This is a genomic window from Rhizobium sp. CB3171, from assembly GCF_029714265.1.
GTDB lineage: Bacteria > Pseudomonadota > Alphaproteobacteria > Rhizobiales > Rhizobiaceae > Rhizobium.
The window spans coordinates 80448-103371 of sequence record NZ_CP121653.1; the positions used below are offsets into that span (position 1 = coordinate 80448).

At 60.5% G+C, this 22924-nt stretch carries 21 protein-coding genes; 11 read left to right on the plus strand and 10 right to left on the minus strand.

Features of this window, described 5'->3' with window-relative positions; all coding sequences use genetic code 11:
• Window positions 1-166: 166 nt before the first annotated feature.
• From QA648_RS19650 to QA648_RS19670, 5 genes are all read right to left on the minus strand, one after another.
• Window positions 167-886: a LuxR C-terminal-related transcriptional regulator gene (locus QA648_RS19650; RefSeq protein WP_283053076.1), complete on the minus strand. Its 720-nt coding sequence runs from the start codon at window positions 884-886 to the stop codon at window positions 167-169.
• Window positions 887-1003: 117 nt separating this feature from the next.
• Window positions 1004-1528, minus strand: a complete 525-nt coding sequence (locus QA648_RS19655; protein WP_283053077.1) for a sarcosine oxidase subunit gamma family protein — start codon at window positions 1526-1528, stop codon at window positions 1004-1006.
• A gap of 22 nt (window positions 1529-1550) precedes the next feature.
• Window positions 1551-4514 carry a sarcosine oxidase subunit alpha gene (locus QA648_RS19660; protein ID WP_283053079.1) on the minus strand — a complete coding sequence of 988 codons (2964 nt, stop codon included), beginning with the start codon at window positions 4512-4514 and terminating at the stop codon, window positions 1551-1553.
• Window positions 4511-4783, minus strand: coding sequence for a sarcosine oxidase subunit delta (locus QA648_RS19665; RefSeq protein WP_104826009.1), 273 nt, complete (start codon window positions 4781-4783; stop codon window positions 4511-4513). The genes QA648_RS19660 and QA648_RS19665 overlap by 4 nt, the downstream gene beginning before the upstream one ends.
• Window positions 4784-4804: 21 nt before the next feature.
• Window positions 4805-6055, minus strand: coding sequence for a sarcosine oxidase subunit beta family protein (locus tag QA648_RS19670; protein WP_283053081.1), 1251 nt, complete (start codon window positions 6053-6055; stop codon window positions 4805-4807).
• Between the two features lie 94 nt (window positions 6056-6149).
• Here QA648_RS19670 and QA648_RS19675 point away from each other — a divergent pair, with 94 nt between their 5' ends.
• The 7 genes from QA648_RS19675 (at window position 6150) to purU (ending at window position 13242) form a co-directional block, all read left to right on the plus strand.
• Window positions 6150-7124 carry a GlxA family transcriptional regulator gene (locus tag QA648_RS19675; protein ID WP_104826011.1) on the plus strand — a complete coding sequence of 325 codons (975 nt, stop codon included), beginning with the start codon at window positions 6150-6152 and terminating at the stop codon, window positions 7122-7124.
• 34 nt (window positions 7125-7158) lie between these two features.
• The gene (locus QA648_RS19680) at window positions 7159-7827 is read left to right on the plus strand and encodes an XRE family transcriptional regulator (RefSeq protein WP_283053084.1); all 669 of its coding nucleotides are present in this window, start codon (window positions 7159-7161) and stop codon (window positions 7825-7827) included.
• A 96-nt stretch (window positions 7828-7923) separates the two neighbouring features.
• Entirely contained in the window at window positions 7924-8826 is a 903-nt protein-coding gene (locus tag QA648_RS19685; protein ID WP_104826013.1) for a glutamine amidotransferase family protein, read from the plus strand.
• 35 nt (window positions 8827-8861) lie between these two features.
• The gene (locus QA648_RS19690) at window positions 8862-9548 is read left to right on the plus strand and encodes a GXGXG domain-containing protein (RefSeq protein WP_283053086.1); all 687 of its coding nucleotides are present in this window, start codon (window positions 8862-8864) and stop codon (window positions 9546-9548) included.
• Window positions 9549-9562: 14 nt separating this feature from the next.
• Entirely contained in the window at window positions 9563-10891 is a 1329-nt protein-coding gene (locus QA648_RS19695) for an FMN-binding glutamate synthase family protein (RefSeq protein WP_283053088.1), read from the plus strand.
• Between the two features lie 84 nt (window positions 10892-10975).
• Entirely contained in the window at window positions 10976-12283 is a 1308-nt protein-coding gene (gene glnT / locus QA648_RS19700) for a type III glutamate--ammonia ligase (RefSeq protein ID WP_283053090.1), read from the plus strand.
• Between the two features lie 77 nt (window positions 12284-12360).
• Window positions 12361-13242 carry a formyltetrahydrofolate deformylase gene (purU, locus tag QA648_RS19705; RefSeq protein WP_283053092.1) on the plus strand — a complete coding sequence of 294 codons (882 nt, stop codon included), beginning with the start codon at window positions 12361-12363 and terminating at the stop codon, window positions 13240-13242.
• Window positions 13243-13535: 293 nt separating this feature from the next.
• On the opposite strand, the gene QA648_RS19710 is transcribed toward purU, so the two are convergent.
• From QA648_RS19710 to QA648_RS19730, 5 genes are all read right to left on the minus strand, one after another.
• Window positions 13536-14390 (minus strand): ABC transporter permease subunit, encoded by an 855-nt coding sequence (locus QA648_RS19710; RefSeq protein ID WP_283053094.1) that lies wholly within the window; start codon window positions 14388-14390, stop codon window positions 13536-13538.
• Window positions 14387-15175 (minus strand): ABC transporter ATP-binding protein, encoded by a 789-nt coding sequence (locus tag QA648_RS19715; RefSeq protein ID WP_283053096.1) that lies wholly within the window; start codon window positions 15173-15175, stop codon window positions 14387-14389. The genes QA648_RS19710 and QA648_RS19715 overlap by 4 nt, the downstream gene beginning before the upstream one ends.
• 55 nt (window positions 15176-15230) lie before the next feature.
• Window positions 15231-16244 carry a taurine ABC transporter substrate-binding protein gene (gene tauA, locus QA648_RS19720; protein WP_283053097.1) on the minus strand — a complete coding sequence of 338 codons (1014 nt, stop codon included), beginning with the start codon at window positions 16242-16244 and terminating at the stop codon, window positions 15231-15233.
• Window positions 16245-16445: 201 nt separating this feature from the next.
• Window positions 16446-17474 (minus strand): NADP-dependent oxidoreductase, encoded by a 1029-nt coding sequence (locus tag QA648_RS19725; RefSeq protein ID WP_283053099.1) that lies wholly within the window; start codon window positions 17472-17474, stop codon window positions 16446-16448.
• Between the two features lie 123 nt (window positions 17475-17597).
• On the minus strand, window positions 17598-17900 hold the full coding sequence (locus QA648_RS19730) for a DUF982 domain-containing protein (protein WP_104826021.1): 303 nt from the start codon (window positions 17898-17900) through the stop codon (window positions 17598-17600).
• 297 nt (window positions 17901-18197) lie between these two features.
• Between QA648_RS19730 and hpaR the strand changes: the two genes are divergently transcribed.
• The 4 genes from hpaR to QA648_RS19750 all read left to right on the plus strand — a co-directional run bounded on the left by hpaR (window position 18198) and on the right by QA648_RS19750 (window position 22924).
• Window positions 18198-18719, plus strand: coding sequence for a homoprotocatechuate degradation operon regulator HpaR (gene hpaR / locus QA648_RS19735; RefSeq protein ID WP_199773636.1), 522 nt, complete (start codon window positions 18198-18200; stop codon window positions 18717-18719).
• Between the two features lie 110 nt (window positions 18720-18829).
• Complete coding sequence (locus QA648_RS19740) at window positions 18830-19816, plus strand: helix-turn-helix domain-containing protein (protein WP_283053102.1); 987 nt, start codon at window positions 18830-18832, stop codon at window positions 19814-19816.
• A gap of 102 nt (window positions 19817-19918) precedes the next feature.
• A complete protein-coding gene (locus QA648_RS19745) occupies window positions 19919-21325 on the plus strand; it encodes an aldehyde dehydrogenase family protein (protein WP_283053104.1) in 1407 nt (468 codons plus the stop codon).
• A gap of 3 nt (window positions 21326-21328) precedes the next feature.
• Window positions 21329-22924: a GMC family oxidoreductase N-terminal domain-containing protein gene (locus QA648_RS19750; protein ID WP_283053105.1), complete on the plus strand. Its 1596-nt coding sequence runs from the start codon at window positions 21329-21331 to the stop codon at window positions 22922-22924.

Sequence of the window (22924 nt, forward strand, 5' to 3'; positions counted from 1 at the left end):
AACCAAAGTCAGATCCTCAAGGCACATCGCTAAAGTCTTCGTATATCGGATATTTTCTGCGCTTTTCGGATGCGATGATTTGGCGAATGCAGGGACGCAGCGGCATATCTCTATGCGGCGCTAAGCGCACTCCGAAGAGGAGGCGGTATCGGGAAGGTCCGTCGCCTCAGTTTATGAGGTTTCGGCGAATCGCTTCGGCGACCGCATGGGCGCGATTGGCCGCACCGAGTTTTTTCGTCGCGCTTTTCAGATAGCTATTGATGGTTTCCGGTCGATAATCCGAAGCATCGGCGATTTCCTCACTCGTCAACCCTTTGCTGGCGAGTTCAAGGCTTCGCAACTCACCGTTCGTCAAACGAAGGACGCCGGCAGCGAAACGATCCATCAAAGGCTTCGTGATTACCCGATGCAGTGGTTCGGAAAAAAAGAGGAGCAAATCCCGCTCGCTTGCCGTGAACTGTTTTTCTCTTGTGAAGCAGACGCCACCGTAGACGACGCCATCTCTCGCCAATGGCACCTGCAAGCGTAGCCCGATCCTGTAGGCCCGCAGCAAATACTGAAGGCGTTGCGAGGGGGGCGAGATGTCAAAAGCTTCTTCGTCACTCAGCGGCGTCGTTCGGTTCAGCGACTGGATGACCAGCGGGTCCGACAGACCGAGCTTTTCTCCGAAGTAAGTATCGATATAAGCAGGCGGCATATCGGTATCGATGGAACGGCCCCGTCCAATCCGATACCCGGCGAGATCCAGCCCGCCGACAGCGATGTGGCGGAAATCGACCGCCTTCCTGAGCTGTTCCAGCAGTTCGCTGTCGCGTAGCTGTCTATGGGCGGGAACCTCGGAGAGATCCTTGAAATCGCCCAGGTATTTTATTGCAACACAACCCATCATCATCTCGTCTTTTGCGCGCCGCCTAGCCGCCCCATTTTTGACGTAGATAAGTTAATGTCATGTTAAAGTTTGCATGTTTGGGCGCTGCCCAGATCGCCGATCACGAACGTCACCTCACGCAAATTCGGCGGCCATGATCTCAAGCTCATGCCATAGGCTGTCGGCAAATCCGCGCAGGACGAGGAGTTCGTAGCAATCCTCGCCGGTGCGGGCGAGGTTGGCGCCGATATGGCCGATCAGCGTCATCACGGCATGGTTGATGGGGAATTGATTGTCATGCAGGTCCACGCCCGTACCCTTTGCCAGGAGCTGACGCACCTGCGGACCCCTGATACGGATCCGGCTGCGTCCGTGCGTTTGGTCCACCAGATAGGCGACGGTCGCCAGACGATCGGCGATGACATCAACATCAACAGCGCCATCGGCGACCAACAACCATTGTCCAGGACCGGAGTTTCTGAGGCTCAGACCTTCTGTTTGCCCGATCGCCGCCAGAATGCCGGCCTCGGTAACAGCGCCGGGGCGGGCCAATAGCTGCAGGATCACACCATCGGTGACCGCCTCCAGTGCCAGACCCCCGAGCACCTTTGGTTCCCCGACGGGAAGTGCCGGGCGGCGGATGAGTTCAAATTCGGTCATGGCTGCCTCAGATGCCGCGCGTTCAGACATGGAGCTTCTCGTTTGCAGGATCGACAAAGACGGGACTGACGAGGCGTCCGGCGGTAAATTCGTTGCGCAGGCCGTTCCAGATCTGCACTTCCTCGCCATGGCGGGATGCGCCGCCCTTGACGAGGGCCAGGCCGATGGTGGAACCGACATGGGGCGAGAAGCAACTCGAGGACACATAGCCTTGGTCGTTTTCGAGCGTGGCCGCTACGTCCTTCTTCAGAATATGTGCACCCGTCCTGAAGCTGACGGCCGGATCGAGCGGCACGACGCCGACCAGTTGCGGACGATCCGGATTGACTAGCCCCTCGCGCGCGACCATGTGCTTGCCGATGAAATCCTGCTTGGCCATGGACACCATCCTGCCGAAGCCGAGGTCGGCTGGGACCACGGTACCGTTGATCTCGTTATGGGTGACATGCCCTTTCTCGATGCGCAGGACAGCCAGCGCCTCGATACCATAGGCACAAATTCCGTGGGCAGCGCCTGCCTGCATGACGAGATCGGCAACGCTCTCGCCGAAATCTGCCGGCACGGCCAATTCATAGGCCAGCTCTCCGGAAAACGATATGCGGAACAGCCGGCCTTTCAAGCGTCCGCCAAGCAGCGAAACCTCTTTTGCCGCCAGATATGGGAAGGCTTCATTGGACATGTCGTCATCGACGAGTTGCTGCAGCACGGCTCGCGACTTTGGCCCGGCAACCGCCATCTGCGCCCATTGGTCGGTGACCGACGCCAGCCGCACGTCGAGTTCCGGCCAAACCGCCTGGGCGCAGAATTCGAGATGGTTCATGACACCTGCGGCATAGGCCGTGGTCGTCGTCATGAAATAGCGGTCCTCGGCAAGTCGGCTGGTCGTTCCGTCATCATAGATGAAGCCGTCTTCGCGCAGCATCAGCCCGTACCGAGCCTTACCGACCGGCAGCGTCAGAAAACCGTTGCAATAGACGCGATTAAGGAATTCCGCCGCATCCGGTCCGTACACTTCGATCTTGCCGAGCATGGAGACATCGCAGATGCCGACATGCAGCCGGATATTTTTCACCTCGCGGTCGACGCTTTCGCGCCAGCCATTTTCCCCCGCCCGCGGGAACCAGGCGGAGCGATACCAAAGGCCCGTTTCGACGAAGGTCGCGCCGTTTTTCGCCGCCCAATCGTGCAGTGGCGACTTGCGCACCGGCTGGAAATGCTTCCCGTGCGAGGCCCCCGCCAGGGCGCCGAAGGAAACGGGCGTATAGAAGGGACGGAAGGTCGTGGTGCCGACCTCGGCCGGCGAAACACGCCGCGCCTCGGAGAGGAGGCCGATGGCGTTGATGTTGGAAAGCTTGCCCTGATCGGTCGCCATGCCGTTGGTCGTATAGCGCTTGGCAAGCTCCACGTGACCATAGCCTTCCTGCACCGCAAGGCCGAGATCCTTCAGATGCACGTCGTTCTGATAATCGACGAAAGCCTTGCCGGTGATGCCGGGAATAGACCAGAGCGGTTTGGCCGGGGCTGGCACGGTTTCACGCTCGACGACCGGGATCTCGCTGACAGAATGGGAAAAGCCGAGATCCGAAAGTGCAGCCGCAGCCGCTTTCTGCCCCGACGCCATGGAGGCATGCAGCCCAAAGACACCTGCGGCCGAGCCCGCAAGCGCCAGATCCGCCAAGCCCTCGGGCGCGAGGAGGGCGGAATGTTCATCGGACCAACGCGGCTTGCCGCCGCGATGGCAGGCAAGGTGGATGATCGGCGAGAAGCCGCCTGACATGGCGAGACTGTCGACCGCGAGCCGCTCCGACTGCCCCTCGCGCCAGATGTCGATCGCTTCGACTGCCTTGCCGCCATGCACGTTCGAGACAAAGCCGCCCCGCACCAGCCGGGCCTTGCCGGTATAGGCGATATGCGCATCACGGCGGCTGTCGATGACCGCCGCCACCTCCATGCCGGCAGCCTCCAGATCGGCGGCGAGCGCATAGCCGCTGTCGTTGCTGGTGAAAACCGCCGTCTTCCTGCCCGGCGCAACGCCATAGTGATTGAGATAGCTGCGCATGGCGCCGGCCATCATGACGCCGGGAATGTCGTTGCCGCCGAAGACCAGCGGCCGCTCTTCGGCACCCGTTGCCAGAATGGCCTTTTTTGCCGCAATGCGCCACAGGCGCTCGACCGGCAGATTTGCCAGAGGTGCGGCAACATGTTTCTGCACACGCTCCACGGCCCCGAAAACCTGGCCGTCATACCAGCCGAATACCGTCGTGCGCGGGAGAAGCTGGACATTGGAAAGGCTCTCCAGTTCCGCAACCACGCCTGCGGCAAAGGACGATGCCGGCTGTCCGCCGATCAGCGCCGTTTCGCTCAAGGCGTAGCCACCAAGCGCCGCATTTTCATCGACCAGGATCACCCGCGCTCCGGCCCGGCCCGCGGCAAGCGCCGCCATCAGGCCCGTGGCCCCAGCGCCGATCACCAGCAGATCGCAATGCGCCCAGCATTTCTCATAGGCATCCGGATCCGCTTCATAGGACGCTTTGCCGAGACCTGCCGCCTTGCGGATGAAGGGCTCGTAGACCTTCTCCCAGAATTTGCCCGGCCACATGAAGGTCTTGTAGTAAAAGCCGGCAGACAAAAAGGGTGAAAGCAGGCCATTGACCGCACCGATATCATGCTCCAGCGAGGGCCAGCGGTTCTGGCTCTTCGCTTCCAGGCCCTCATAGAGATCCTGCATGGTGGCGCGTGTATTGGGCTCGGTCCGCCCGCCGCGGCCGATGGTCATCAGCGCATTGGGTTCGGCCGCGCCAGCCGTCAGGATGCCGCGCGGGCGGTGATATTTGAAACTGCGCCCAACCAGTTGCTGACCGTTGGCCAGCAAGGCCGAAGCAAGCGTATCCCCCGCCAGACCCGTCATCGGCTTGCCATCGAAAGTAAAGGACAGCGCCTTCTCCCGTTTGATTAGGCCGCCTTTCGAAAGACGATAGGAGGTCATGCGAGCACCTCCTTTCGTTCAGCAGCATCACGGCAATCATGGATCTCATGCGTGGCCGTATCGCGCGAAACGACGAGCCAGCGGCGGCACCCGGACGTGTGGTGCCAATATTCCTGGTAAGCGCCACGCGGATTGTCGCGCAGATAGACATAATCGAACCATAGGTCCGCTCCGGCGTCGGCGGCGGGGCGCGGCAGGGCGGCGCCTTTCACAGTGAATTCTTCCTTCGGGCGAAGCCCGCAATGAGGGCAGGGAATACGGCTGGCCATGTCATGTCGCTTTCGGAAAAATCAGTGAAGGTTCGGCTGGGCGCCCTGGCCCTTTTCATCGATCATGTAGCCGCGCTGGAAGCGGTCGAGGCGGAACGCTCTCGCCGTTTCATGCGGCTCGCCGCGGGCAATCAGGTGGGCGAAGCAATAACCCGACGCGGGCGTCGCTTTGAAACCGCCATAACACCAGCCGGAGTTCAGATAGAGATTATCGAGATGCACCTTGTCGATGATCGGCGAGCCATCCATCGACATGTCCATGATGCCACCCCAGGACCGCAGCACGCGGATGCGCGAGAGCGCCGGGATCATGGCCTTGCCGGCTTCCGCGACATGCTCGACCGTGGCCAGATTGCCGCGTTGAGCATAGGAGTTGTAGCCGTCGATATCGCCGCCGAACACCAGGCCGCCCTTATCGGATTGCGAGACATAGAAATGTCCGGCGCCGAAGGTGACAACGCCGTCGATGAATGGTTTCAGGCCCTCGGAAACGAAGGCCTGCAGCACGTGGCTCTCGATCGGTAACTTCAGTCCGGCCATCTCCGCCACGCGTGACGAATTGCCGGCAGCAGCAAGCGCGAGCTTATTGCAGGCGATGAAGCCGCGGCTGGTTTCCACCCCGACCGCCCTACCGTTTTCAAGGCGGATACCCGTCACCTCGCAATTCTGGATAATATCGACGCCATGGCTGTCGGCGCCGCGGGCGTAACCCCAGGCAACTGCGTCATGGCGCACCGTACCGCCCCGCCGCTGCAGCAAGCCACCCTGGACCGGGAAGCGGGCATTCTCGTAGTCGAGAAAGGGCAGCATGGCACGAACCGCCGTGCGGTCCAGCAGCTCGGCATCGACGCCATGCAGGCGCATGGCGTTGCCGCGCCGCGTATAGGCATCGCGTTGGGCGTCGGAATGAAAGAGATTGAGAACACCGCGCTGCGAGACCATGGCGTTAAAGTTGAAGTCCTGCTCCAGACCTTCCCATAGCTTCAGCGAGAACTCATAGAAGGGATTGTTGCTGGGCAGCAGATAGTTGGAGCGGATGATCGTGGTGTTTCGCCCGACATTGCCCGAGCCGATATAGCCCTTTTCCAGCACGGCGACATTTCTGATTCCGAAGGTCTTCGACAGGTAGTAGGCCGTCGCCAGGCCATGTCCGCCGCCACCGACGATGATCACGTCATAATGGGGTTTCGGCTCTGGCTGCCGCCAGTGAGCGGCCCAATTCCTGTTGCCACGAAGACCATTGAGGAAGATCGAAAGTGCCGAATACCGCATCCGTGTCCGCTCGATTTGTGAGACTGAAGGAAGGCTAGGCCAGGAATGCGATCAACAATTGCAGAATTAGGCCATTTCAGGATAAATTGAAGACATGCGTGATAACAGCTCGTCCTCCACCCAACGCTACGGCTTCGCGCTGACCCCGAATTTCGCGCTGATGTCCTACGCATCGGCGACCGAGCCCTTGCGTGCTGCAAACCTGATTGCCCAGACCGGCCTCTATGAGGTCATCCCGCTTTCGGTCGACGGCAGGGCTGTCGCGTCCTCCTCCGGGTTTGCAATTCCCTGCGAAGACATTTCGGTCATCGGTGCGAGCTGCCACACGATCTTTGTCGTTGCCGGCGGCAATCCCGGCGACTGGAAGGATGCCGCAGGCCTGCATCCCGTGCTTCGCAGACTGGCTCGCCAGGGCGTGCGCATCGGCGGAATTTCCAGCGGCTCCTATCTTCTTGCCGCCGCCGGCCTGATGGATGGGCGCGATTTCACCATCCATTGGGAGCATGCCCCGGCCATGCGCGAGGCCTTTCCCCATCTCTCCCCGCGGCAGGCGCGCTATGTGCTGGATGGCGACCGCATCACCTGCGGCGGCGGCGTGGCTCCGCTAGACATGATGCATGCCCTGATCGAAGGCAGGCTGGGAACGGCCTTTGCGAGACGGGTCAGCGACTGGTATCTCCATACGGCTGTAGCGGAGCCGACAGCACCGCAGCGCGGCTCTTCGAGCGAGCGGTTCGGCACGCATCATCCGGCCCTGATCACGGTTCTGGAAAAGATGGAAGCCACCATAGAACAGCCAATGGATCGCCGGACGATGGCAAAGCTCGTCGGACTGAGCCCGCGTCACCTCGACCGGCTGTTTGCCGAACAGCTTGGTGTCAGCTTCCATGACAGCTATCATCGGATTCGGCTCGATCATGCCCGCCGGCTGCTTGAACAAAGCCCTCTGTCAATCTCCGAACTGGCTTTCGCCACTGGTTTCTCCAGCGCTTCGCATTTTTCGAGAGCCTTCAGACAACATTTTGGGCTGACGCCAAAATCCGCTAGAGCAATCCGCCGGACGCCGTAGAAAGCGATCCGCAGGCAGACAGGGAAGAGAAATAATGGCCAAAAACACCCAAAAAGAAGCGGCAGCAAGCAAGGCAGCTCTTGCACAAAATCCGCATGCTGTCCGCGAGCCGCGCGAAAACAATCTCGAGATGGCGATCGGTCATGAGGTCCGCGCCTACCGCAAGAAGCTCGGCATCACCGTGACCGATCTTGCGGCGGCAACCGATATGTCGGTGGGGATGCTGTCAAAAATCGAAAATGGCAATATTTCGCCTTCGCTATCAACTTTGCAGGCGCTTTCCAAAGCACTCGGCGTACCGCTGACCGCATTCTTCCGACGCTTTGAAGAGCCACGCACCGCGATCTTCGTCAAGGCAGGCGAGGGCGTCAACATCGAGCGCCGCGGTACGCGCGCTGGCCATCAATACAGTCTTCTCGGCCATATCGACAACAATAGCAGCGGCGTTACGGTCGAGCCCTATCTGATCACCCTCACCACGGAATCAGACGTCTTTCCAACCTTTCAGCATGAGGGAATGGAGTTCCTCTATATGCTGGCGGGCGAGGTCGTTTATCGGCACGCGGACACGCTCTACTCCATGCAGCCGGGTGACAGCCTTTTCTTCGATGCTGACGCGCCGCATGGGCCGGAGGAATTGGTCAAATTGCCGGCCCGTTATCTTTCGATCATCTCCTATCCGCAAAAAGCGAACCATGAGTAATTTTGCTTAAAAAGAAAAATTTATTCTTTTAGGTTGAAATACGGCATACCGTATGATAGCCCTCCATTGGCAAACGAATGGAGGGTGTTGGAAGTTATGTGCGGCATTGTTGGATTGTTTTTGAAAGACCGGACGCTCGAGCCGAAACTCGGCGAGATGCTGTCCGATATGCTGATAACAATGACCGACCGCGGGCCTGATTCCGCCGGCATTGCGATCTACGGCGCCCCATCCGAAGGAAGGACGAAGCTTACGCTGCAGTCGGCATCGCCGGAGACTGCCTTCGCCGGGCTTCGGGGCGAATTGGAGAGCGCCGGCCTGTCCGCGACCGTCACCGTCAAAAGCACGCACGCGGTCGTCGAAACCAATGGCAGCGCTGGCGAGCTGCGCGCGTTTCTGGCGGCCAGTCACCCGGATATCCGCGTCATGGGCTCCGGAGACAGCGTCGAAATCTACAAGGAAACTGGCCTTCCGAAGGAAGTGGTGGAGCGCTTCAACGTTCGCGCCATGAGCGGTTCCCACGGTATCGGCCACACCCGCATGGCCACGGAATCGGCTGTAACCACGCTGGGCGCTCATCCCTTTTCGACCGGGGCCGACCAGTGCCTGGTGCACAACGGCTCGCTCTCCAATCACAACAATCTTCGCCGCGAACTCATTCGGGAAGGCATGACCTTCGAAACGCAGAACGACTCCGAAGTGGCGGCTGCCTACCTGACGGCGGAAATGGCCAAGGGCAAAGACCTCGGCGAGGCCCTGACCGGCGCGCTCGACGACCTCGACGGCTTCTTTACGTTCGTCGTCGGCACGAAGTCCGGCTTCGGTGTCGTGCGTGATCCGATCGCTTGCAAGCCTGCGGTCATGGCCGAGACAGATCAATACGTCGCCTTCGGATCGGAGTACCGCGCGCTCGTCAATTTGCCGGGCATCGAGAGCGCACGCGTCTGGGAGCCGGAACCGGCCACCGTCTATTTCTGGGATCACGAAAAGGCCGCCTGAAGCCCCGCCCTTCACGACAAGAAAGTTTTAGCTCAATGCCTGTCTTCGATCTTTCTCAAACGCCGCTGCGCGAACTCAACAGCGCCCTGCACAATCTCGGTGCCGGCGCCAACGACACCGCCTTCGAGGTGGTCAATCCGCGCGGCAGCCATGCGGTTGCCGTCGGCATCGATGCTCCCGTCACCGTCGAGGTGAGAGGCTCGGTCGGCTATTACTGCGCCGGCATGAATGATGGCGGCGCGGTCACGGTCCATGGCTCAGCCGGTCCGGGCGTTGCCGAAAACATGATGTCCGGCACCGTCGTGATCGAAGGCGATGCCAGCCAGTATGCGGGCGCCACCGGCCGCGGCGGTTTGCTCGTCATCAAGGGCAACGCCGCCTCGCGCTGCGGCATCTCGATGAAGGGCATCGACATCGTCGTTCACGGTTCCATCGGGCACATGTCCGCCTTCATGGGCCAGTCCGGTCATCTCGTCGTTCTCGGCGATGCCGGAGAGGCGCTCGGCGACAGCCTCTACGAAGCCAAGCTTTTCGTGCGCGGGTCCGTCAAGAGCCTGGGAACCGACTGCATCGAAAAGGAGATGCGGCCCGAGCATCTCGAAAAGCTTTCTGAGCTTCTCGACAAGGCAGGCGTCAGCGGCGTCCGACCGGAAGAATTCAAGCGCTACGGCTCCGCCCGCAAGCTCTACAACTTCAATATCGACAACGCTGACGCGTACTGAGGCGAGGAAAAATCATGAGCTATCACAACCCGTTCACCCCGCCGCGTAAGTCCGCAACCTTCGACGACTACACGCTTGCTGAAATTCGCCGCGCGGCGGCGACCGGCATCTACGATATCCGCGGCGCCGGCACCAAGCGCAAGGTTCCGCATTTCGACGACCTGCTGTTTCTCGGCGCCTCGATCTCGCGTTACCCGCTCGAAGGCTATCGCGAGAAGTGCGATACTTCCGTGGTGCTTGGCACGCGGTTTGCCAAGAAGCCGATCCACCTCAAGACACCAATCACGATCGCCGGCATGAGTTTTGGTGCGCTGTCGGGCAATGCGAAGGAAGCCCTCGGCCGCGGCGCGACGATTGCCGGCACATCGACCACCACGGGCGACGGCGGCATGACCGACGAGGAACGCGGCCACAGCCAGACGTTGGTCTACCAGTACCTGCCGTCGCGCTACGGCATGAACCCGAAGGACCTGCGCCGGGCCGATGCGATCGAAGTGGTCGTAGGCCAGGGCGCCAAGCCGGGCGGCGGCGGCATGCTGCTCGGCCAGAAGATTTCGGATCGCGTCGCGAACATGCGCAACCTGCCCAAGGGCATCGACCAGCGCTCGGCCTGCCGCCACCCGGACTGGACCGGTCCCGATGATCTGGAAATCAAAATCCTCGAACTGCGCGAGATCACCGACTGGGAAAAGCCGATCTATGTGAAGGTCGGCGGCGCCCGCCCCTATTACGATACGGCACTGGGCGTGAAGGCCGGCGCCGACGTGGTGGTGCTGGACGGCATGCAGGGCGGCACGGCGGCGACCCAGGATGTCTTCATCGAAAATGTCGGGATGCCGACGCTCGCCTGTATTCGTCCGGCCGTCCAGGCTCTGCAGGACCTCGGCATGCACCGCAAGGTGCAACTGATCGTCTCCGGCGGCATCCGCTCCGGCGCCGATGTCGCCAAGGCCCTGGCGCTTGGTGCGGACGCTGTCGCCATCGGCACGGCAGCCCTCGTCGCTATCGGCGACAACGACCCGAAGTGGGAGGAGGAATATCGCAAGCTCGGCACGACCGCAGGAGCCTATGACGACTGGCACGAAGGCAAGGATCCCGCCGGGATCACCACCCAGGATCCGGAACTTGCCGCCCGTCTCGACCCGGTCGCCGCCGGCCGGCGCCTCGCCAACTACCTCAAGGTCATGACCCTCGAGGCGCAGACGATTGCCCGCGCCTGCGGCAAGAACAAGCTTCACAACCTTGAGCCGGAAGACCTCTGCGCGCTGACCATGGAAGCAGCGGCCATGGCCCAGGTGCCGCTCGCCGGCACCAACTGGTACCCGGGTAAGGGCGGGTTCTAACACCGAATGGCCGCGTCCTGCTCCCAGGGATGCGGCCATTTTCCTTTCAACATGTGTCTCAATCCATAAAAACAGGGGAACTACGTGACACAGGATCTTTCAAACTTCGCCGCCGAGCGCGGCATAAAATATTTTATGATCAGCTACACCGACCTGTTCGGCGCCCAGCGCGCCAAGCTCGTGCCGGCCGAAGCGATCGCCGACATGCAGAAGGATGGTGCCGGCTTTGCCGGTTTCGCCACCTGGCTCGACCTGACGCCGGCTCATCCGGATCTCTTCGCGATCCCCGACGCATTCTCCGTTATCCAGCTTCCGTGGAAGAAGGATGTTGCCTGGGTCGCGGCCGATTGCGTCATGGAAGGCCAGCCGGTCGCCCAGGCGCCGCGGGTGGTGTTGAAGAAACTGGTCGCGGAAGCAGCGGAAATGGGGCTTCGCGTGAAGACCGGCGTCGAGCCGGAGTTTTTCCTAATCTCGGCGGACGGCGAGAAGATCTCCGACGAATTCGACAATGCGGAAAAGCCCTGTTACGACCAGCAGGCCCTGATGCGCCGCTATGACGTCATCGCCGAAATCTGCGACCATATGCTGGCGCTCGGCTGGAAGCCGTACCAGAACGACCATGAAGACGCCAACGGCCAGTTCGAGATGAACTGGGAATACGACGACGCCCTGAAGACGGCCGACAAGCATTCCTTCTTCAAATTCATGGTCAAGTCGGTTGCGGAAAAGCATGGCCTGCGCGCCACCTTCATGCCCAAGCCGTTCAAGGGCCTGACCGGCAATGGCTGCCATGCCCATATCTCGGTCTGGGACCTCGACGGCAAGGTCAATGCCTTTGCCGACAAGGAAATGCCGTTCGGCCTTTCCGCCAAGGGCAAGACCTTCCTCGGCGGCATCATGAAACACGCCTCGGCGCTTGCCGCTGTCACCAATCCGACGGTGAATTCCTATAAGCGGATCAACGCGCCCCGCACGATTTCCGGTGCGACTTGGGCGCCGAACACCGTGACCTGGACCGGCAACAACCGCACCCACATGGTTCGCGTACCTGGCCCCGGCCGCTTCGAGCTTCGCCTGCCCGACGGCGCGGTCAATCCCTATCTGCTGCAGGCCATCATCATCGCGGCCGGCCTGAGCGGTCTCAAGAGCAACGCCGATCCGGGCGCGCACTATGACATCGACATGTACAAGGACGGTCACACGGTCACGGATGCGCCCAAGCTGCCGCTCAACCTCCTCGACGCGCTGCGGGCCTATGAAGAAGACGAAGGGCTCCAAACCGCGCTCGGCAAGGAGTTTTCCGCGGCCTATCTCAAACTCAAGCATGGCGAATGGAACGCCTATTGCTCGCAGTTCACGAGCTGGGAACACCAGACCACGCTCGATGTCTGATCCGTCCCTCCCAGGGCGCAACTGGTCCCGGATCGCTCCGGGACTTTCTTTTCTCGTGATCTGAAGGACCTCCTCCGATGAAATTCGTGCTGACCGTCGCCTGCCCGACCACCCGGGGCATTGTCGCTGCGATCTCCGGCTATCTCGCGAGCCAGGGTTGCTACATCATCGACAGCTCGCAGTTTGACGATCTGGAGAACGGCCTGTTTTTCATGCGCATCTCTTTCCTGTCCGAAGAAGGCAGGGACAGGTCAGCACTTGCCGACGGCTTTGCGCCGATCGCCGACAAGTTCAGCATGACCTTCGACATCCATGACGCCGAGGAGCGCATGAAGGTCATCCTTATGGTCTCGCGCTTCGGCCACTGCCTGAACGACCTGCTCTATCGCTGGCGTATCGGCGCCCTGCCGATCGACATCGTCGCGGTCGTGTCGAACCATCTCGACTATCAGAAACTGGTGGTCAACCACGACATTCCTTTCTTCCATGTGCCGGTCACCAAGGCCAACAAGCCGGACGCGGAAGCTCGGCTGCTGCAGATCGTGCAGGACACTAAGGCCGACCTAGTGGTGCTTGCCCGCTACATGCAGGTCCTGTCGGATGCGCTCTGCCGGGAGATGTCCGGTCGGATCATCAATATCCACCACTCCTTCCTGCCGAGCTTCAAGGGCGCCAACCCCTACAAGCAGGCCTACGAGCGTGGCGTGAAGCTGATCGGCGCGACGGCGCACTACGTCACCGCCGATCTCGACGAGGGTCCTATCATCGAACAGGACGTCGCCCGCATCACCCATGCGCAGTCGGCGGAGGATTATGTCTCGATCGGCCGCGACGTGGAAAGCCAGGTGCTGGCACGGGCCATCCATGCCCACATCCACCACCGCATCTTCATCAACGGCAACCGCACGGTCGTCTTCCCGGCAAGCCCCGGCTCCTATGCCTCCGAACGCATGGGGTGACGACGACGGTGGTCGAGGCAAAAGTGGTGGCTGCTTTTCTCAGCCATCGCCGAAAGGCCCATTGTACACGGCGTTCCCGAAGGTCATGCTTTGCCGTCAAGCGTCGGCTCGCTCGGCACCGTCCCCTCGCATGTCACCCTGCCGATCGCCTGTGGTAAGATTGTAAGGGTGAAATAAGGATCATCTGCGTTCGTCCGGAAGCGAATGCACTGAAATGATGGCTCTGGGTTATTCCGGAGCCATCAGTCGCGCGGTCGAGGCCACTCAATAGAGCGACAGAAAGCCGCCCCTGGTTACAGTTTTCCCTTCCAGGGCACGAGGAAGGCCTCCAGAAAGCGGATGGCGGCCGAGAAGGCGAAGGCGCAGATCGCGATGATGGCGATGCCGACGAATACGACGTCGGTCGCCAGGAACTGCGACGCTGACATGATCATGAAGCCGATCCCACGTGTGGAAGCGATCAATTCGGCGGCGACCAGCGTGCCCCAGCCGACGCCAAGCGCAATTCGGATGCCGGTGAGAATCTCGGGCAGGGCGGACGGCAGCACGATGTCGATGAAGAGCTGCAGTCGGCTTGCACCCAGCGACCGTGCTGCATTGACGCGTTCGATCGGGAGCGAACGAACGCCCGCCTGCGCCGAGAGGCAGATCGGCGCGAACATCGCAAGCACAAGCAGCGTGATCTTCGACGTCTCGCCGATGCCGAGCCAGATGATCATCAGCGGCAGGTAGGAGAGGGGCGGCAGCGGCCAGTAGAACTCGATCGGCGCATCGAGCACCCCCTTTGCCCAGCGGTTCAAACCCATGAGCAATCCGAGCGGAATGCCGGCGGAGATGGCGATGAAGGCTGCGACCACGATGCGGAACAGGCTTGCAAAGACATGCTCGGAAAGCGACGCTCCGGCATAACCGTCGCGATAGATGACACCGATTTGCGTCAGCACTTCGCCCGGACGCGGCAGGAAGAGGTGGGAAACAACACCAAGCGCGGATACGAGCCACCACAACAGCAATATGGCCAGGGCGGTAACAGTGCTGATCAAGACCGTGGGCCTCTCCCCGGCACCGAAGCTCGCCATCTTCACCAGCTTGACCTGGCGATCCTCTCTGTACGCCGCAACCGGCGAGGCTTGGACTATATCGCTCATGCGGCACTCCTGAAATCTTCGCTGCTATGGAGGATGGCGCGGATCTCCTCGCGCAGCTCGGCAAATTCCGGCGACGCCTTGATGGCGCGGGCATCGCCGGTTTCGGCGAAGCGGCGGACGAAATCGAGATCGAAGCGCGCAACGACGCGTCCCGGCCGAGGTGACATGACCAGGACCTGCGTGCCAAGGAACAAGGCCTCTTCGATCGAATGCGTGATGAAGAAAACCTTCTTTGCCGTCTTATTCCAGACGGAAACCAGCAGCTCTTGCATCTGCTCGCGTGTCAGGCTGTCGAGCGCGCCGAATGGTTCGTCCATCAGCAGGATGTCGGGATTGGTCGCGAGCGCGCGTGCGATGCCGACCCGCTGCCGCATGCCGCCCGACAGCTCATAGGGAAAGGCGCCGGCGAATTCGTCGAGACCGACGAGCCGCAGCAGTTCCAAGGCACGCGCTTGCCGCTCCTTCCGATTGATGCCGGCGAATTTCAGGCCGAGCGCGACATTGTCGGCAACGGACTTCCATGGCAGCAGCGAGTCTTTCTGAAAGACGACGCCGCGATCGGCACCCGGCCGTGCGACTGCGCGGCCATCGAGTGTTATCCGGCCATCGGAAAGCGGAAGGAAACCGGCAATCGCGTTGAGAAGGGTGGATTTGCCGCATCCCGAGGCTCCGAGTGCGACGACGAAGCCGCGTTCGGGAATATCGAAGGAAACGCGATCGAGCGCGTGGACGGTCCGCCCGTCACGGGCTGCGAAGAAAACGCTGGCGTGATCGACTTTAAGCATGTTGGCGCTCGCGGGTTCGACGCCGGCGCGACTGTCGCGCCGGCGTCAGGGAGGATCAGTTGCTGACGCTGGCGAGTGCGTCTGCGGTTACGAAGGCTCCATAATTCGCCAGCACGTCGGACACCTTGCCCTGCTCCTTCAGGAACGATGCCGTGTCCTTGAGGATCTTGCCGGCCCCCGCCTTTTCCCCGCCGCCGAGCCAAGCATCCGATGCCTGGACCTCGGGCGTGAGCAACGTCAGGTTCTTCAGGGCCGAGGCCTGCTGCTCGGGCGTTCCGCCGAGGAGTTTGGCGAGCGACTTGGCGTTATCACTATCGGGACCCCAGGCGGCCTTATCTGAGGCGAAGGACGCGTAGTATTTGTTGATGACCGAAGCGAAACCCTTCAGGAATTGCGGGTTGTCGGCGGCAAATTTCGAAGTCGCGACCCATGCCGAGAAGGTCGGCGCGCCCTTGTCCGCCACATCCTTGGAGGTCACGAGGACCTTTCCGTTCTTCTTGAGTTCGGTCAGAGCCGGATCCCAGACGAAGCCGCCATCGATGTCGCCGCGGTTATAGCTGGCGACGATCTCGGGCTGAGGGATTGCGAAAACCTGGACGTCCTTCTCGGTCAGGCCCAGCGATTTGATGAGCGCCAGGAGCTGATAGTGGTCGGTGGAGACAGGCGCGGCGGCAAGCTTCTTGCCTTTCAGGTCGTTCAGGCTTTCGATCCCGGAACCGTTGCGCACGACAAGAGCCTCGTCGATGCCCGAGATGGATGCGAGATAGAAGGCCTTGACCTCGAGGCCGCGCGAGACCGCAGCCGCAAACGGGCTGGAGCCGACATAACCGACCTGAACGTCGCCGGAGGCAATGGCGGCGAAAATCTCGGCGCCCGAATTGAACCTGCGGAAGTCGATGTCGTATCCCGTATCCTTGGCGAATTCGCCGTTTGCGATCGCAACGGAAGAGGGCAAGGCATCGGTCTGATAGCCGACGACGACCTTCTTGTCCGCCGCTTCGGCAACGATCGCCGTTGTAAGAGTGCCGACGCCGACAGCGATCGCCGCAATCAAGTTCCTGAAATTCATTTTGAGCCCCTTTGTTCAGGGCCGCACGGCCCTTGATATCACCGTCAAAAGGGTAACGGCAAAAAGCGGGCTATCGGGAGAAATAACAAACTATATTTATAGACTATAGGGACAATTGTTTGCGTGATTCTGCCGCTCGTGCGATCCGCAGAGCGGCAAAGAGATGCGGGCTTGCTGTGCTTTAGGGAGAAGCCTTGATGCTCAAGTCGCGACACGGACGATCAGCTTGCCAAAATTCCCTCCTTCCAGAAGACCAAAAAAAGCCGAGGGAGCGTTTTCGAGCCCGTCCACGATGTCTTCCTTATATTTGAGCCGGCCGTCGGCGATCCATGTTCCGGCCTCGCGATAGAAGTCAGGGCGCTGGTCGGCGAATTCGCGCTGGATGAAGCCTCGTATGGTGAGGCTTTTGCGCAGAATGGCTCGCATCACGGCGGGGAGTTGATCATGTCCGCTCGAGGCGGAAGCGGTTTCGTTGTAGTGTGCGATCAGCCCGCAGACCGGAACGCGCGCAAAGTCGTTGAGCAGAGGAAAGACCGCGCTCCAGACGTGGCCGCCGACATTCTCGAAGTAGACATCGATCCCCTTCGGACAGACGGCGGCGAGTTCTGCCGCAAAATCATCAGAACGATGGTCTACCACCGCGTCGAAGCCGAGTTCTTCGCGCACATATTCGCACTTCTCGCGCCCACCTGCTATTCCGACAGCCCGCGCCCCGAAAATTCTGGCGATCTGGCCGACGGCGGAGCCAACAGCACCACTCGCCGCAGCGACGACCAGCGTTTCGCCGGCTTTCGGTTTGCCGATATTGCGGAGACCTGCATAGGCTGTGAAGCCTGGCATTCCGAGAATGCCGAGTGCGGTCGTGATCGGCGCCGCCTCGGGATCGAGCTTGCGCAATGCGGTACCGTCTGAAATCGCATAGCTCTGCCAGCCGGAATGCGAAAGGACGATATCCCCTGGCTTGAATGTGGCATTGCGGCTGCTGACGACCCGGGCAACCGTTCCACCTTCCATTACGTCGCCGATTTCGACCGGCTTGGCATAGGACTTTGCATCGTCCATGCGGCCCCGCATATAGGGGTCGAGGGAAAGATAAAGAATTTGGAGAAGCACTTCGCCCTCGGCGAGATCCCGGAGCGTTTCTTGCTCGACCCGGAAATTCGCCGCTACGGGCTTTCCGGATGGGCGTGATGCAAGGACGATGCGTGTGGTAACGGGCAGGCTGGCCATGATCATGTTTCCTCGCTCTGACTTTCGCTTGTAGGCAAAATATGAGGTTCGTTCGAGGACGGGCAAGACCACTTTCGCAGCGCCGATCAAGGACGATATGCAGGGCGGGCGCCGATCGCGATTTCAGAATAGCGCTTTCGGTGGCTCGATAGTGACAAAATCTGGGATGAAACAACCGAGCTTCATGTAGATGCGGGCTTCGTACGCCGCGACGATGAAGGCGTCTCTCGCAAGCTCAGGAGTGGATTTGCCTTCGACTGCGGCGCGACAGATCATCAACGCATCCTCATAAGCCTGATCTTCTTCGGCGGGCCAATCCGTCGACAGACAATCGAGTGCTTCCAAACTGCTCCTGATCGTTCGAAACTCGCCGATCCGGTGTAGTTCCAGGCTTACCGGCTCCTGCCATGTTTCATGCGTTAACATGATCTACCTCTGCGCTAAAACGGCAACAAAGGGATTTTTGTTCCTATGGGTCGCCAAGATGTGGAGGTGGGTCTGGCTCGTACTCCCAACGATCATCCTGATGGCTACTCAAGAACTGTTTCCGTTTACGGCTGGTCTCGATGCGATCGAAAACGCAGCCTTTCAACATGGCCTGCTTGTTTCTGAGTTGAGCTTGTGGTCACTCCTTTCTATGTTGATGAACTTATCCGTATGATTTCCAACGGCTTCACGAAGCTCGGGAAGGATCGAAATTCCACAATGGCGCGATCGGCCGAAATGCAAGATAGAACCCGCATGAAGAATGGGCAGCAGGATGAATCTCAAACACCCTCGTCATCGGTGGGCCGGCCGCTGCAAGAGCGGCGGAGATCCTTGACGATCGGGCTGTTGCGCGCGCGCGAAGCGGTGATGAGTCACTTCCGGCCGATCTTGGCGGCGCATGACGTAACCGAGCAACAGTGGCGGGTCATCCGCGTGCTATTTGAAGCGGGTACACTCGATGCAAGCGAAGTGGCGGACAAGGCTTCTATCCTGGCGCCGAGCCTGACGCGTATGATTCGCTCGTTGGAGGAGCGCGGTTTCATCACGAAGCATAAGGACAAGGCTGACGGTCGACGGGTTTTGATGCGGATCACGCCGGCAGGGCGGGCATTGATCGATGCGGTCATGCCGGAGAGCTTGAAGGTCTATGCCGATATAGGCGAGCGCTTCGGTCCGCAGCGAGTCGAACAATTGTTGGATATGCTGGACGAGCTGGCGGCGCTGAAGCTCGAAGGAGATGCGGGCGGCGAAGAGTGAGCGCTTCAAGCATCGCATAGGCTCCCTTAATTAATGTGTTAAATAAATAGTTGACGATCTGCCTGGGCTGCTGCAGTCTCAAACCATGCTGACACTGTTGGGAGGCAGAGTTGGACCTGTTGCAGAACCGCAGCCTCGTGGATCGGGCTTGGTCACCGACGCCTTACGATCAATGGGTGGATGAGCTTCAAAGCATCTGTGGGAATTTCAACGCGCATACGATGAGCCGCGGCGACAGGGTGGTCGGCACGGCGAGCCGGATCGACGTGTGTGGCATGGAGTTCGCCCATGTTTCCAATGATCTCGACTATGTTCACCGCGATTGGGACGATATTCGCCGCGATGCCAACGAGCATCTGTTCCTGATCCTGCAGCTCGAAGGTGCTTGCGGGGTGGAACATTCCGGTCAACAGAACATCCTCGATGTCGGCGAATGTATTCTCGTGGACTCCACGCGACCGACGACATTCTATTTCCGCGGCCATTTCTCCAATCATCTGTCCCTGCACCTGCCGCGGCAATTGATGTATTCGGACAGCAGGATCGATTTCGATGTGGCGCGGAAACTGATTGCTTCCGATCCGATGGCGATGATGCTGCGCGCGCTGATCGCCAAGATGATGACGACGCCGGACAACGAAGCAGCCTCACCGTTCCTTCGCCAACTCATGTTCGATACGACGCGCCAGGCGTTTCTGTCGACGGGTATTCAGACGGCGAGCCTGAATTCGCTGCACGATAGCGCCAGCAAACGTATGCAAATGGTCGATATTCTCATCGACAAGCATCTGACCGACAGCGATCTGAATGCCAAGTGGCTCGCGACAAGGCTTGGCGTGTCGATCCGCACCCTGCAACAGGATTTCCAGGGCATGGGCATGACTTGCACGACCGTCATCCGCGACAAGCGGCTGCGCTTCGCACGCGAAAAGATCGAGCAGCTCAAGGAGCAGCGCAACCAGACGACCATCGCCGAAGTCGCCTATTCGGCCGGATTCAACGACATTTCCTACTTCAATCGCAGCTTCAAAGAGCTGTTCGATTGCGCGCCGAGCGAATTGCTTCGCTCTGCCGAACCCGCCCATAAATTGGACTGAGGCATACTCTGCGCTCCAGTCCAAGACGAGGCGCGTTTCTCCCCAAGACGGGTTTTGCGGCAACGGCCATAGTCCTCCCGAAAGTCACGGGAGGAGAATGTCGTGAAGCAGTATACCCTGCTTATCGGTGGCGAACCTGTTGCCACGTCCCATCATGCACCGGTCGCAAATCCGTCGAATGGCGAGGTGGTCGGTCATATGCCGCTTGCCGGCGAAGCAGACCTTGACCAAGCCGTTGCGGCCGCCGCCACCGCCTTCAAGACGTGGTCGCAAGTTTCGAGCGAAGAGCGCGCCAAGGCTTGCCGCGACATGGCGGAGAAGATCGACGAACATGCCGAGGAACTTGCCCAGATCCTCACGCGGGAGCAGGGCAAGCCGCTCAATGGTCTCGGCTCGCGCTTCGAGATCGGTGCTGCGCTCGCCTGGACGCGCCACACCGCCGAACTCGACCTGCCGGTCGAGATTCTGCAGGACGATAATGAAGGTCGTGTCGAGCTGCATCGCAAGCCGATCGGCGTCGTCGGTTCGATCACGCCCTGGAACTGGCCCGTGATGATCGCTTGCTGGCATATCGTTCCGGCCGTGCGTGCCGGCAATACCGTCGTCATCAAGCCGTCGCCCCTGACGCCGCTTTCGACGATCCGCCTCGTCGAGATCATGAATGAGGTCCTGCCGCGTGGTGTCGTCAACGTCATCACCGGCGAAAACAGCATCGGCGCAGCGCTTTCCGCCCATCCGGGCGTCGCCAAGATGATCTTCACCGGCTCGACGGAAACTGGCAAGAAGGTCATGGCCTCGGCAGTCGCGACCCTGAAGCGGCTGACGCTGGAGCTCGGCGGCAATGATGCCGGCATCGTCCTGCCCGATGCCGATCCCAAGGCTATCGTCGAAGGTCTCTTCTGGGGCGCCTTCATCAATAACGGTCAGACCTGCGCGGCGCTGAAGCGTCTCTATGTGCACGACAGCATCTATGAAGAGGTCTGCCACGGCCTTGCTGATTACGCTTCCAAGATCGTCGTCGGTGATGGCCTGGACGAAGCGAGCATCCTTGGGCCGATACAGAACGAGATGCAATTCAACAAGGTGCGCGAACTGGTCGAGGATGCGCGTGCCCGTGGCGGCCGCATCCTGACCGGCGGTGCGCCAATGGATCGCCCGGGCTATTTCTATCCGATCACGCTCGTTGCCGATGTCGACCATGGCGTGCGGCTGGTCGATGAGGAGCAATTCGGTCCGGCCCTGCCGATCATCCGCTACAGCGACATCGACGAGGTCGTCGCCCGCGCCAATCAGAATCCCGCCGGTCTCGGCGGTTCCGTCTGGTCCTCCGATGCGGAGAAGGCGAAGCGCTATGCGGTGCAGCTCGAATGCGGTTCGGTCTGGATCAACAAGCACGGCACGATCCAGCCCAATGCGCCTTTCGGCGGCGTGAAGCAGTCCGGCATCGGCGTCGAGTTCGGCGTGGAAGGACTGAAGGAATTCACGACAATCCAGACGGTGTTGAGCTGAGCCATGACGACTTACGATTATATCATCGTCGGTGGCGGCTCTTCGGGCTGCGTGCTGGCAAATCGGCTTTCGGAAAATCCGGCGCATAAGGTGCTGCTGATCGAGTCCGGGCGTAGGGATTCCGATCCCTGGATCCATATCCCCGCGACCTTCTTCAAGGTGCTGGGCAAGGGCATCGATATTCATCCCTATGCCTCGAACCCTGACAAGGGTTTGAATGGCCGGCCGAGCATCGTGCCGCAAGGCAATGTGCTGGGTGGCGGCAGCTCGGTGAATGCGATGATCTATATTCGCGGCCATCGCAACGACTACGATACCTGGTCGCAGATGGGCTGCCAGGGCTGGTCCTACGAGGATGTGCTTCCGGCCTTCCGCTCGCTGGAAAACAACGAGCGGCTGAACGGCGAGTTCCATGGCAGAAAGGGGTCGCTGCGCGTCTCCGATCCTCGCCACCGCCATCCCCTAAGCGAGGCCTTCGTCAAGGCGGCGACTGAGATCGGCATTCCTCATAATAACGATTTCAACGGCGCGGATCAGGCCGGCGTCGGCTTCTACCAAAGCACGACCTATGGCGGCCGACGCTGGAGTTCGGCCCAAGCCTTCCTACGCGAGGCGGAGAAGCGGCCGAACCTGACCGTGCTGACGGAGCGCAAGGTCGCCCGCATCCTGTTCGAGGGGCAGAAGGCCGTCGGCGTCGAGCTGCTCGACGGTACGATATTCAAGGCATCCTGCGAGATCACGCTCACCGCCGGCGCCATCGCAACGCCGAAGATCCTGCAATTGTCCGGCATCGGCGATGGCGGGCATCTCTCCTCACTCGGTATCAAGGTCGTGGCGGACCTGCCCGGTGTAGGGAGCAATTATCAGGATCATCTGGAAGTTCCGGTGCAGGGTGAGACGCGGGAGCCGATTTCGATCCTCGGTCATGACAAGGGCCTTCGGGCTGCCGGTCACATGCTGCGCTATCTGACCTCGCATCGTGGGCTGTTGTCGTCGAACGTCGTCGAGTGCGGCGGTTTCGTCGACACCGCCGGCACGGGGCAGCCGGATGTGCAGTTCCACGTTCTGCCGGTCCTGATCGGCTTCGTCGACCGCGATCCGGAGCCAGGTCACGGCCTCAGCATCGGACCATGTTATCTGCGGCCGCGCTCGCGCGGTTGGATACGGCTGAAGAGCGCCAATCCGAACGAGCAGACGGATTTCAACGCCAATCTGCTTTCCGATCCCGCCGATCTTGAAACTTTGGTGCGCGGTGTCGAAACGGCGATCCGCATTCTCGATGCGCCGGCCCTAGCCAAGCTGGTCAAGCGCCGGGTGCTGCCGAAGCCGGGGGTCGAGAAGGATCCCGAAGCACTGCGCGGTTACATCCGTCAATCCTGCAAGACCGTGTTCCATCCGGCTGGAACGGCGCGCATGGGCCGGGCGGACGATCGCATGGCCGTTGTCGGGCCGGACCTGAAGGTGCGTGGGATCGAGGGGCTGCGCGTCTGTGATGCCTCGGTCATGCCGACCCTTGTGTCGGGCAACACCAATGCCCCGACGATGATGATCGCGGCAAAGGCTGCTGCCTTCATGACAGGAAAGGCGATTTCCGGCTGA

Excerpts from the sequence above, each read along its gene's own strand:
- QA648_RS19650 (WP_283053076.1), bottom strand. The coding sequence starts at position 886 with ATGGGTTGTGTTGCAATAAAATACCTGGGCGATTTCAAGGATCTCTCC.
- QA648_RS19655 (WP_283053077.1), bottom strand. The coding sequence starts at position 1,528 with ATGACCGAATTTGAACTCATCCGCCGCCCGGCACTTCCCGTCGGGGAA.
- QA648_RS19660 (WP_283053079.1), bottom strand. The coding sequence starts at position 4,514 with ATGACCTCCTATCGTCTTTCGAAAGGCGGCCTAATCAAACGGGAGAAG.
- QA648_RS19665 (WP_104826009.1), bottom strand. The coding sequence starts at position 4,783 with ATGGCCAGCCGTATTCCCTGCCCTCATTGCGGGCTTCGCCCGAAGGAA.
- QA648_RS19670 (WP_283053081.1), bottom strand. The coding sequence starts at position 6,055 with ATGCGGTATTCGGCACTTTCGATCTTCCTCAATGGTCTTCGTGGCAAC.
- QA648_RS19675 (WP_104826011.1), top strand. The coding sequence starts at position 6,150 with ATGCGTGATAACAGCTCGTCCTCCACCCAACGCTACGGCTTCGCGCTG.
- QA648_RS19680 (WP_283053084.1), top strand. The coding sequence starts at position 7,159 with ATGGCCAAAAACACCCAAAAAGAAGCGGCAGCAAGCAAGGCAGCTCTT.
- QA648_RS19685 (WP_104826013.1), top strand. The coding sequence starts at position 7,924 with ATGTGCGGCATTGTTGGATTGTTTTTGAAAGACCGGACGCTCGAGCCG.
- QA648_RS19690 (WP_283053086.1), top strand. The coding sequence starts at position 8,862 with ATGCCTGTCTTCGATCTTTCTCAAACGCCGCTGCGCGAACTCAACAGC.
- QA648_RS19695 (WP_283053088.1), top strand. The coding sequence starts at position 9,563 with ATGAGCTATCACAACCCGTTCACCCCGCCGCGTAAGTCCGCAACCTTC.
- purU (WP_283053092.1), top strand. The coding sequence starts at position 12,361 with ATGAAATTCGTGCTGACCGTCGCCTGCCCGACCACCCGGGGCATTGTC.
- QA648_RS19710 (WP_283053094.1), bottom strand. The coding sequence starts at position 14,390 with ATGAGCGATATAGTCCAAGCCTCGCCGGTTGCGGCGTACAGAGAGGAT.
- QA648_RS19715 (WP_283053096.1), bottom strand. The coding sequence starts at position 15,175 with ATGCTTAAAGTCGATCACGCCAGCGTTTTCTTCGCAGCCCGTGACGGG.
- tauA (WP_283053097.1), bottom strand. The coding sequence starts at position 16,244 with ATGAATTTCAGGAACTTGATTGCGGCGATCGCTGTCGGCGTCGGCACT.
- QA648_RS19725 (WP_283053099.1), bottom strand. The coding sequence starts at position 17,474 with ATGGCCAGCCTGCCCGTTACCACACGCATCGTCCTTGCATCACGCCCA.
- QA648_RS19730 (WP_104826021.1), bottom strand. The coding sequence starts at position 17,900 with ATGTTAACGCATGAAACATGGCAGGAGCCGGTAAGCCTGGAACTACAC.
- hpaR (WP_199773636.1), top strand. The coding sequence starts at position 18,198 with ATGCAAGATAGAACCCGCATGAAGAATGGGCAGCAGGATGAATCTCAA.
- QA648_RS19750 (WP_283053105.1), top strand. The coding sequence starts at position 21,329 with ATGACGACTTACGATTATATCATCGTCGGTGGCGGCTCTTCGGGCTGC.